Consider the following 7,511-nt stretch of genomic DNA (forward strand, 5'->3'; position numbering starts at 1 on the left):
TCCCCCCCTTTTTAAGGGGGGTTAGGGGGGATCTGTCTTAAGTGAACCGTATTGGACTATAAGTAATATTGTTTCCATTTATTCCGATTAGGATTTATGTACGGGTGGGCAGAAACCGAGTTGTTTAAGCAATTGGTGTATAAGTTTTGGTATTGCCAAACTTCACGCATCGTCAGTGTTGCGGTTCTGTAATATATCCAGAATGCGTCGATTTTCAGTTTGGAGGCCCCGGATGTCTAATTCCATCACCTCCATTCGCTGAAGGCTTTGAGTCATCAGTTGAAGCATCGCATCGACATTACGATTCGTGGCTTCCATATTGCGCTGATGAATTTCTATATTGCGGTTCATGGTTTCAATATTGCGGCTGATAGTTTCAATATTCCGCTGGTGTACTTCGGTTGTGGAAATTAAAGCACTAACAGCTACTTTAATATCGATCGCGTCATTTTCTAGGCGATCGACACGATGGGGGATATTGCTAGATTCAGTCATGGGGGTGCATCGGTATTATATATCCGTTATTTTAGCAATTTTTCAGGTGTGTCAGCTTTTGGGCGATCGCACAATATACCTCAATTCGATTGGGATTTTTTAACCGCAGATATCAGCGGATGAACACAGAGGAACGCAGATACTATTTGATCTGCGTTCCTCTGCGTTCATCTGCGCTTAAAAACAGTCTGCTTTCTTCAACCCAAACCCAAATCAGTCACAGCACCGACACTGCTAGAAGAAACTAACTTAGCGTACTTAGCCAAAACGCCCCTAGTATAGCGAGGTTTAGGAGGCTGCCAAAGAGACCTGCGCTGCTCTAATTCTGCATCATCAACATTGAGCTGCAACAACCGATTTTTAGCATCAATCGTAATCGAATCCCCCTCATTTACCAGAGCAATTGTGCCACCAACTTGCGCTTCTGGTGCGACGTGACCCACAACCATGCCGTAGGTTCCCCCGGAAAAGCGGCCGTCGGTAATTAAGCCGACAGAATCGCCTAAACCTGCGCCAATAATTGCGGCAGTTGGTGCTAGCATTTCGCGCATTCCCGGGCCGCCTTTTGGCCCTTCGTAGCGGATGACAATCACGTCTCCGGCTTGAATTTTGCCGGCCAAAATAGCATCCAAACAATTTTCTTCCGATTCAAATATTCGGGCTGGGCCGGTGATTAGCGGGTTTTTAACGCCTGTAATTTTAGCAACCGATCCTTCTGTTGCCAGATTTCCCCTCAAAATTGCTAAATGTCCTTGGGCGTACATCGGGTTGTTCCAAGGGCGGATGACATCTTGATCGGTGGGCGGTTCGGTGGGAATATCTGCCAACACTTCCGCAATTGTTTGGCCGGTAATTGTCAGGGCGTCGCCGTGCAGCAATCCCTTTTCTAGCAGCATTTTCATTACTAGAGGAATGCCACCAGCTTTGTGCAAATCGACGGCTACGTATTTGCCGCTTGGTTTGAGGTCGCACAGTACCGGAACTTTGGCTCTAATTGTTTCAAAATCGTCAAGGCACAACTCAACGCCGATCGCATTTGAAATGGCCAATAAATGCAGCACAGCGTTGGTTGAACCGCCGATTGCCATAATTACCGCGATCGCATTTTCAAAGGCCGCTCGTGTCAAAATTTGGCTCGGTAACAACTGTTTGCGAATTGCTTCCACCACAACTTTGGCAGATTCCGCAGCGCTGTCAGCTTTTTCGGCATCCTCAGCAGCCATTGTCGAAGAATAGGGCAAACTCATGCCCATCGCTTCAAAAGCGCTCGACATCGTATTTGCTGTGTACATTCCGCCGCAGGCCCCGGCACCCGGACAAGCTTTTTTTTCTACTGCGGTGAGTTCTGTTTCATCAATTTTGCCCGCGCTGAATTGACCGACTGCTTCAAAAGCGCTGACAACGGTTAAATCGCGTCCGTTGTGGTGTCCCGGTTTGATCGTGCCACCGTAGACAAAAATAGCAGGAATGTTCATGCGGGCGATCGCAATCATCGCTCCAGGCATATTCTTATCGCAACCGCCCACAGCCAGCACACCGTCCATACTTTGGCCGTTGCAAACCGTTTCAATCGAATCAGCAATCACATCTCTCGAAACCAGAGAATATTTCATCCCTTCGGTTCCCATCGAGATTCCATCGCTGATAGTAATCGTACCGAACATCTGCGGCATGGCGCCGGCTTCCTTTGCACCCGCTTGGGCCCGCAAAGCGAGGTCGTTGAGTCCGATATTGCAGGGCGTAATCGTGCTGTACCCATTAGCAATCCCCACAATGGGTTTAGTGAAATCGCCGTCGCCAAAACCGACGGCGCGCAGCATTGCTCGGTTGGGTGAGCGCTGCACGCCCCCAGTCACAGCTTGGCTTCTCAAATTTTCAGGCATTTTCAAATTTCCTTTGACAGTTGACAGTTGAGAGTGAGCAGTTGACTGTTGTTGTGTTGTCTGTTTTTCTTTCTTTCTTGGACGCAGAACCTATATATTTAGTAAGGTGTGCCACAAGCACCTTACCGCTATAGTGGGCGCGTCCAACTATTTTTGGGTCTTAGTCCTGTCTTTGCTGCTGGCTGTTGACTCCACGCCCACAAATGGATACAAGCCCCCGACAATCATCTTGGACATCCCAAATTTTAGACCAAAGTTCCAGCTCCCAGATTAATCTGTGGAGTAAATCTAAAATCTAAAATTTGTTCTAAGAGCGAAGTCGAAGAATCTAAAATGTAAAATCGACTGACTGACTGCCCAGTGCCGATAGTTTTACGCTATTTTTGATTTTCTCAGAAGCGTTGATATTTGTCAGGCCTTTGATTCGGGAGCCGCACAGCAGTGCCAGGACAGCAGAGTGCAAAAATTCTACAGATACTATACTGTGCAGGTTGAATACCCTGGTTATCTGGGATGATGTGTGTGGTAAAACCCATCACTCTAACGTTTGAAACAAAAATTGCGAGGCTAATGACATGGAGGCCGATCTAATTCTGAGGCAATATGCGGCCGGAGAAAGAATTTTTCGAGAGATTAACCTCGCCGGGGCAGACTTAAAAGGGGTAAATCTCAGCGAGGCTAACTTTACTAGGGCCAACTTCCAAAATGCAAACCTCAAAGGCGCTAACCTGACCGGAGCCAACTTGCGCGAGGTAAAATTGGCTGGGGTGGACATGACGGAAGCCAACCTCACCGAAGCAAATCTCATCGGTACCGATTTGAGCCGCGCCAATCTCAGTGGGGCTAACCTGATGGGAGCCAACTTGCGCGGCTCTATGGCGAGAGAAGTCAACATGAGTAAGGCTAATTTGACGGAAGCTAATTTGACAGAAGCCAATTTTACCGAAGCGAATTTGTTTGCCGCTAACTTAACCGAAGCTAGCATGATTCGCACTAATTTGATGAAGGCCAATTTGAGTTGGTCAACTCTCAAAGCGGTAAACCTGACAAATGCCATCCTCAGCGATTCGCTTTTGGAAAGAGCTAACCTGACTCAGGCTATTCTTAGCGGAGCCATGCTCAGCAACGCCAACCTGACTGGCGCAGACTTGCGCCAGGTAACGATGGTGGGAGCTAATCTCACCGAAGCTAATCTCAGCAATGCTAATTTGAGAGTTGCCAATGTTAGTTGGTCAACTCTGCGCGGAGCTAACTTGAGCGGGGCTAATCTGTACCGGGCTAAGCTGTGTTGGTCTAATTTGAGCGGCGCTGTTTTGGTGGAAGCTGTTTTGATTGACGCCAATCTCAATCGAACTAACTTCCGCGATGCAGATTTGAGGCGGGCAATTATGCCGGACGGCACAACTAATGAGTCTTCATAAATCTTGAGTTGTGAGTTTTGACTAATGTTATTGGTTATTCGTTATTGGTTATTAGCAACCCCAAGCGAGTAACAAATAACAGATAACAAATAACAAATAACTAATGACTGTCAACGAATTATTGATTCTGGGTGCCGCCGGACTTTTTGCCGGAATTCTAGCTGGATTTTTGGGTATTGGTGGCGGTACTGTCTTGGTGCCTTTGTTGGTGGCTCTTAAGTATGCTCCGGTGCAAGCGGTTGCTACTAGCAGTTTGTCGATCGTGATTACAGCTCTTTCTGGCAGCATCCAAAATTGGCGGATGGGCTACCTCAGCTTGAGCCAAGTCGCAGGGATCGGATTTCCCGCCGTGATCACCGCACAAATCGGCGTTTATTTGACGGGAATATTTCCGCCTTATTTGCTGTTAGTTACTTTCGGGATGTTGCTGTGGCTGAATATTTATTTGGTAGAAGTCCGCAAGCGCTTGACTGCTAGCAATTTAGCAGCAGAGATAGAAGGGCAAAATTCTCAATTACCCGATCGCCCAAAGGTGTCAGTCAATCCAACTGTGGCGCGAATTGCCACCGGCAGTGCTGCTGGTTTGTTAGCGGGTTTGTTCGGGGTGGGTGGAGGCGTGATTATGGTTCCGTTGCAAATTTTGCTGTTAGGAGAAAGCATTAAAACAGCCATTCAAACGAGTTTGGGTGTTATCGTCATCACCGCAATTTCAGCGACGGCGGGCCACGCGGCGCGCGGGAATGTATTGTGGGTTGTAGGTTTGATTTTGGGCGCTGGGGGTTTGTTGGGAGCGCAAATTAGCACCCGGTTTTTGCCGAAACTGTCCGAGCGCACTGTTAGTTTGGCTTTTCGATCGTTCTTGGCCATCTTGTCGATTTATATTTTCTGGCAAGCTTGGCAAAAGTTTCGTTATTAATTATTTGTTATTTGTTATTTTTGAGGGTTAGATAGTCTCCGCTATCAGACTATAAAATTAGTTGGCAGTCAGGACTAAAGTCCTCAGGATTCAAAGACTAAAGTCCTCACTGCCAACATTTTTTCTTCTTAGTAATTGAGCGGATCTGAGATTATTTGCGATCGGTTATTGGCAGCAAAGCCACAAAACAAGGCAAATAACAAACAACCAATAACCAATAACAACTGACTACTGACTTAGTTTCTTGACGGCGCGAGTCAGGCGCTGCAAATAAGGCTTGACAATTTCTTGATTTTGCCGTTGCAACTCGGAAACTTGCTGCTGCAAATGCTGAATCTCGGTTTGCAGCGTCGCTGTGTCTATTGTCGGTCGATCGAGCAAATCTTGCAATTGCTTCAGAGAACCTTGGATTAGATCCAAGTCTACTTCGTTCGATCGCTCCTGCAACTGAGCCGTAATAGTTCTCACCTCAGTTAACCTTTCATCCATCAACAAAAATCGGACGTTGACATTTTCCCAATCATGCTCTCTGAGGGCGCTATTTTCCAGAATGCGCAGTTTTTGTTGCAAATCGGACAGGATGGTGTAGAGTTCCTGAGAATCGGCAGGAAGCGCCTGTGCTTGGCGTTCCAGAGATGCTACGGCACCTTGTAAGTCTGCCATAACGCCAGATTCCAAGCCGAGCAGTTTTTGTTTCAAGTCAGAGACGGTGGTATCGAGTTGGGCCAATTCTCCAGGTAGCCTCTGAACTTGCTGCGATCGACCTTCTACTGCCGCCTGTACCTCTGCGATCGCAGAATTTGCCTTTTGCTGCATTTTTTGCTCGAAACGCTGGCGATTGGCGAGATTCAGCGATACTGCTGCGGTTAGCGGGGCGGCCGCGTAGAGAAATTGGCCCGACAATCCCGCAGCAATAGTACCAATCGCTGAACCCGCAACAGAGGCATATTCTGCCAATTCTAGCCAATCCTGCTGGTTTGGGGAAATTCTCAAAGCTGGAAATGATGCGTCTTCGATCTTCTGCATAGCCTTTTAGTCGTAGTCTAATAGATTGCGATACCGACATGATAAAGCGATCGGCAAATAAGTCAGAGCTATTTGTCAAAATTTCAGAATTGTGATATTTCTATATGCCGAATGCCGAAAGGCTTGAGAACGGCCAGTCTCAGGTAAAATTCAGAATAAGCCTTTCGCCTATAAAGTTAACCGATAACCGTTAACCGCCGTCTGTCAGGAGGATACAGAAAATGGGTCTCAAAATTATTGAAAGCTACGATAGCAGTTTTGTCCTCGAACCGGATGCTAAAGCTGTACTGTTCGGTTTGTTAACAGGTGACAGCTTTCTCCAACAAGTAGCGCTGCAATTGCAGTGTTCGCGCATGGAGTTTGCCGAGTTACTTTTTCAACCAGTCCCTTACAGCAGCGAGACGCCGAAGGGAATGCCTGCGGAATTTGAAAAGTATCACGAATCGATCGATTTTGCGATCGTCCATGTCCCCCCTAATTTTATGTTTCAAGCCAAAATATTTAAACCCAGCCGCCTCTGTGCCGTTTATCGCCTGTTCAATAATTAGTCAGTTGTCAGTTGTCAGTTGTCAGTTGTCAGTTGTCAATTGTCAATTGTCAATTGTCAGTTGTCAGTAGTGATAGTGCTGTCCCCGAAGAGCGAACGTCCAACGTCCAACGTCCAACGTCAGTAGTCAGTAGTCAGTTGTCATTAGTCCTCGAAGAGCGAACGTCCAACGTCAGTTGTCATCAGGAAGAAAGAAATAAAGAAATAAATAATAAGAAGGAATACATACACACCAAGTTTTTTAACTATCGTTGTTTCACCTTCAATTAGGTGGATTTAGTTAAAAATCGGGAAACCATCAGCAAAAATCAACATCGACAATTCAAACAAACAATGACAGAAGACATTCAACCTCTCGCCAGTTTAGAATTCATTCCATACCTTGACTCCGAGGGGAAATTGCCCGAATTTGTGCAAGCAAAAATCGGCGTTTATGCGATTTTTGACAACGACAAAGTGCTGCAATTTGTCGGCTATTCTCGCGATACTTACCTCAGCCTCAAGCAGCATTTAGTACGCCAAACCGAACATTGCTACTGGCTAAAAGTCCAAACTATCGAGAAGCCCAGCCGCACTATACTAGAAAGCATCCGAGAAAGTTGGATTGCCGAAAACGGTGCGCAGCCCCAAGGAAACGGTGCCGATGCTGCCAAGTGGAACGATCCCATCGATACCAAAACTGTGATGACTGCGCAAGAAATAGCAAATTATGAAGGTATCGTCGCCGATGAACTTGCCAAAGATAAATTGTTAAAAAATGTAGCGCGGCGCGTGGAAAATGAAATTTTATCGCTGCTCAAAGCTCGCGGTGTAACTGAAGAAATTCGGTTTAATCCCAAACTGAAAACTAGCGGCTTGCTGGATTTAAAGTAACTGCGATATCGGGTTAATTCTCACAATCAACCTCTATTTTTAGTGAAGACTTCAGTCCTCTCTCTAAAAAAGACTGAGGACTAAAGTCCGAACGATCAAACCTTAACTTACCGTTTGATCGTTCGGACTTCAGTCCTCTCTCTAAAAACTAAAGTCCTCACTACCAACTTATAACATTTTTAAGATGTATAGCAACCGCCACAGCGGGAGCAGACATAAATAATATCAATTCCGGTTGCATCGTCAGGTGATTTAACCGCTATTGAAGCTCTTAACGCAGAGGAAGAGAAGAGAGAGGGGTGCATCTGGTTTTTGAAGCCTGAAGAAGCATGACCGCATATAAGTTATTA

Annotated in this window: 7 protein-coding genes; 4 read left to right on the top strand and 3 right to left on the bottom strand. The window is 46.3% G+C overall.

What is annotated here, in order from left to right:
• Positions 1 to 162 precede the first annotated feature (162 nt).
• Positions 163 to 495 (bottom strand): hypothetical protein, encoded by a 333-nt coding sequence (locus tag QT974_RS28090; protein ID WP_333471680.1) that lies wholly within the window; start codon positions 493 to 495, stop codon positions 163 to 165.
• Positions 496 to 692: 197 nt separating this feature from the next.
• Positions 693 to 2,378, bottom strand: coding sequence for a dihydroxy-acid dehydratase (gene ilvD, locus QT974_RS28095; protein WP_333471681.1), 1,686 nt, complete (start codon positions 2,376 to 2,378; stop codon positions 693 to 695).
• 575 nt (positions 2,379 to 2,953) lie between these two features.
• Between ilvD and QT974_RS28100 the strand changes: the two genes are divergently transcribed.
• Positions 2,954 to 3,799, top strand: coding sequence for a pentapeptide repeat-containing protein (locus QT974_RS28100; protein WP_333471682.1), 846 nt, complete (start codon positions 2,954 to 2,956; stop codon positions 3,797 to 3,799).
• A gap of 103 nt (positions 3,800 to 3,902) precedes the next feature.
• Complete coding sequence (locus QT974_RS28105; protein WP_333471683.1) at positions 3,903 to 4,715, top strand: sulfite exporter TauE/SafE family protein; 813 nt, start codon at positions 3,903 to 3,905, stop codon at positions 4,713 to 4,715.
• 228 nt (positions 4,716 to 4,943) lie between these two features.
• On the opposite strand, the gene QT974_RS28110 is transcribed toward QT974_RS28105, so the two are convergent.
• Positions 4,944 to 5,741: a hypothetical protein gene (locus tag QT974_RS28110; RefSeq protein WP_333471684.1), complete on the bottom strand. Its 798-nt coding sequence runs from the start codon at positions 5,739 to 5,741 to the stop codon at positions 4,944 to 4,946.
• A gap of 221 nt (positions 5,742 to 5,962) precedes the next feature.
• Here QT974_RS28110 and QT974_RS28115 point away from each other — a divergent pair, with 221 nt between their 5' ends.
• Both QT974_RS28115 and QT974_RS28120 read left to right on the top strand, forming a co-directional pair.
• Entirely contained in the window at positions 5,963 to 6,289 is a 327-nt protein-coding gene (locus QT974_RS28115; RefSeq protein ID WP_333471685.1) for a hypothetical protein, read from the top strand.
• Positions 6,290 to 6,621: 332 nt separating this feature from the next.
• Complete coding sequence (locus QT974_RS28120) at positions 6,622 to 7,161, top strand: GIY-YIG nuclease family protein (protein WP_333471686.1); 540 nt, start codon at positions 6,622 to 6,624, stop codon at positions 7,159 to 7,161.
• Positions 7,162 to 7,511: the final 350 nt, after the last annotated feature.

The sequence above is a fragment of the Microcoleus sp. BM001215392 genome (genome assembly GCF_036700185.1).
Lineage (GTDB): Bacteria > Cyanobacteriota > Cyanobacteriia > Cyanobacteriales > Microcoleaceae > Microcoleus.

Excerpts from the sequence above, each read along its gene's own strand:
- QT974_RS28115 (WP_333471685.1), top strand. The coding sequence starts at position 5,963 with ATGGGTCTCAAAATTATTGAAAGCTACGATAGCAGTTTTGTCCTCGAA.
- QT974_RS28090 (WP_333471680.1), bottom strand. The coding sequence starts at position 495 with ATGACTGAATCTAGCAATATCCCCCATCGTGTCGATCGCCTAGAAAAT.
- QT974_RS28105 (WP_333471683.1), top strand. The coding sequence starts at position 3,903 with ATGACTGTCAACGAATTATTGATTCTGGGTGCCGCCGGACTTTTTGCC.
- QT974_RS28100 (WP_333471682.1), top strand. The coding sequence starts at position 2,954 with ATGGAGGCCGATCTAATTCTGAGGCAATATGCGGCCGGAGAAAGAATT.
- ilvD (WP_333471681.1), bottom strand. The coding sequence starts at position 2,378 with ATGCCTGAAAATTTGAGAAGCCAAGCTGTGACTGGGGGCGTGCAGCGC.
- QT974_RS28110 (WP_333471684.1), bottom strand. The coding sequence starts at position 5,741 with ATGCAGAAGATCGAAGACGCATCATTTCCAGCTTTGAGAATTTCCCCA.
- QT974_RS28120 (WP_333471686.1), top strand. The coding sequence starts at position 6,622 with ATGACAGAAGACATTCAACCTCTCGCCAGTTTAGAATTCATTCCATAC.